Annotated in this window: 2 protein-coding genes; both read left to right on the top strand. The window is 58.4% G+C overall.

Annotated elements, in window-relative coordinates:
• Positions 1 to 185: 185 nt before the first annotated feature.
• Positions 186 to 1622, top strand: a complete 1437-nt coding sequence (locus tag AC04MI_RS24850) for a hypothetical protein (protein WP_476499005.1) — start codon at positions 186 to 188, stop codon at positions 1620 to 1622.
• Between the two features lies 1 nt (position 1623).
• Positions 1624 to 1959 (top strand): DUF2523 family protein, encoded by a 336-nt coding sequence (locus tag AC04MI_RS24855; protein ID WP_476499006.1) that lies wholly within the window; start codon positions 1624 to 1626, stop codon positions 1957 to 1959.
• Positions 1960 to 2028: the final 69 nt, after the last annotated feature.

Genomic DNA, 2028 nt, shown 5'->3' on the forward strand with positions numbered 1-2028 from the left:
GGTTTGATCATCGTCGGCATCGCCCTCGCAATGAAGGGTCCCGATGTTGCCAAGCGTGTGATCCGCAAGGTCTAAGGCGGTCCCATGCTGATCGGCGCTCATGTCGTCCTGTTTTGGGGCCTGATGGCCATCTTGGGCGGCATGGGCGCCGTCTGCTTTGTGCTCGGATTCAGGAGCAACTGACCATGAAAAAAGCTCTCCTTCTTTCTGGGCTTCTGTTGGTCCCCCTGCTCTCGCTCGCGTCCACCTATCCCAATCGCGACTATTGGCAGCACCTGCGCGACGGCAAGCAATTTGCCGTACTGGAGCGCATGCGGACCATCTTCCCCACTAACCCCAGCGGCACGGAATGGATCATTCCCAATACGCCCACTATCACCAACGCACCGGGCGGTGGGGTCGATATCAAGAATACGGCCAATGTTCCTGTTGGCCGTAAGAGCGTTCCCATCACCACCGCTCGCCACGCTTCAAATGCCGCCGTTGCTGGCGCTGCTGGCGGTGTCCTCCGCAACGCTGCTCGCCTCGGTGGCCCTGTCGTGGGCGCTTACGCTGCGGCCACTGGTATCCGTGACTTGCTCCAAGCGGCCGAAATCTACTTTGCTCCCGACCTGTTTTCTCAGGACCGCCCCCTCTACCGTGTTGATAAATCTGCCTGCTCTAGCGCTACTCCGACCGCTTCAGATACGACCCCTTACGACAGTGACCAGAACATCACAAAGAAGTGGGCCACCCGTGTTATGTCTGGTCAGTGCGCTCTCGGCTGGTGGATTGACGGCTCTGCCTATGGCTGGAACCCCAACCCTTTTTGGTACGGCATTCGCTATGTGCCTGTTGATCCTTATTACGCACCAAAGATACCTCTTACCACTCAGGAGGTCACAGACCTGATTGCTCAAAAGCAAGCAACTGCCGACGCACTTCAAGACCTGATCAATCAGGACAAAGAACACCAGCGTCGCAACGGCATTGATCCGTTTGGATACGTTGGCCCCACCCTTGAGACATCGCAGCCTGTCGCGTCTGGCCCTTCGTCGCTGCCCTCATCGAGTTCCACCAGCCAGAAGGAATCCAGCGTATCCCCCGGCACAACGCAGCCCGTTGCACCCGGCACGCCAGGCGCTCAGCCTGCCACCCAGACCACCACGACCACCACCACCAACAACATCACCTACAACAACAACGTGGTGAACAACACCATTACCACCACGACCACGATCACCATCACCAACAACATCACCAACGAGACTTCTCCTCCCACAACGGACACCGAGGAGACCAACAAGCCGGACCCTGAGGAAGAAGACCCTCCTGTGGATATGCCGCTTGGCGAGGTGCCCAAGCTCTACGAGCGCAAATACCCCGAAGGTCTCGTCGGCATCTGGAACCAGAAAAGCCAGCAGATCAAGGAATCGGCGGTCTTCACGCTCGCTGCAGAGCTGATGCCCACCGGCCTCACTACCGGCAACTGCCCATCCTGGCCGATCAATCTTGACTTCGCGTGGTGGGCCAGCTACGGGGAACGCGACGTCGCGCCTCCCTGCTGGATATGGGACGTTGCCAAAACCATCATCATCATTTCTGCGCTACTGCTCGCGCGTTCCTTGATTTTTGGGGGCTGAAATGGCGGCAGCGTTCTCCATCCTCTTTTCAAAAATCGCTGCGGTTGTTGAGTGGCTCGGTGCCCTCTACGTCGCCGTTTTTGTTGCCCTATGGGACTTCATCCGCGATGCGTTTTGCTGGCCCTTTGAACAACTCATGGACATAGTTGCGTCCTCCATTCAGGCCATCGACATGAGCGGTCTTTCTGCCCAGGTCGGCGCCTGGGGAGCCCTCCCCGCCGAGGTGTTGAATATCCTCGGCCTGCTCGGCATCGGCACCGCCTCGGCCATCATCGTTGCAGCGATCGGCGTGCGCCTCGTCCTGCAGCTGATTCCGTTCGTGAGGCTCGGATCATGATCAACGGCCTTGAAGGAATCCCAGGCTCTGGCAAGAGCTATGAGGCTGTCGTCTACCACGTGCTGCCCA

The sequence above is a fragment of the Acidovorax sp. LjRoot204 genome (assembly GCF_056175785.1).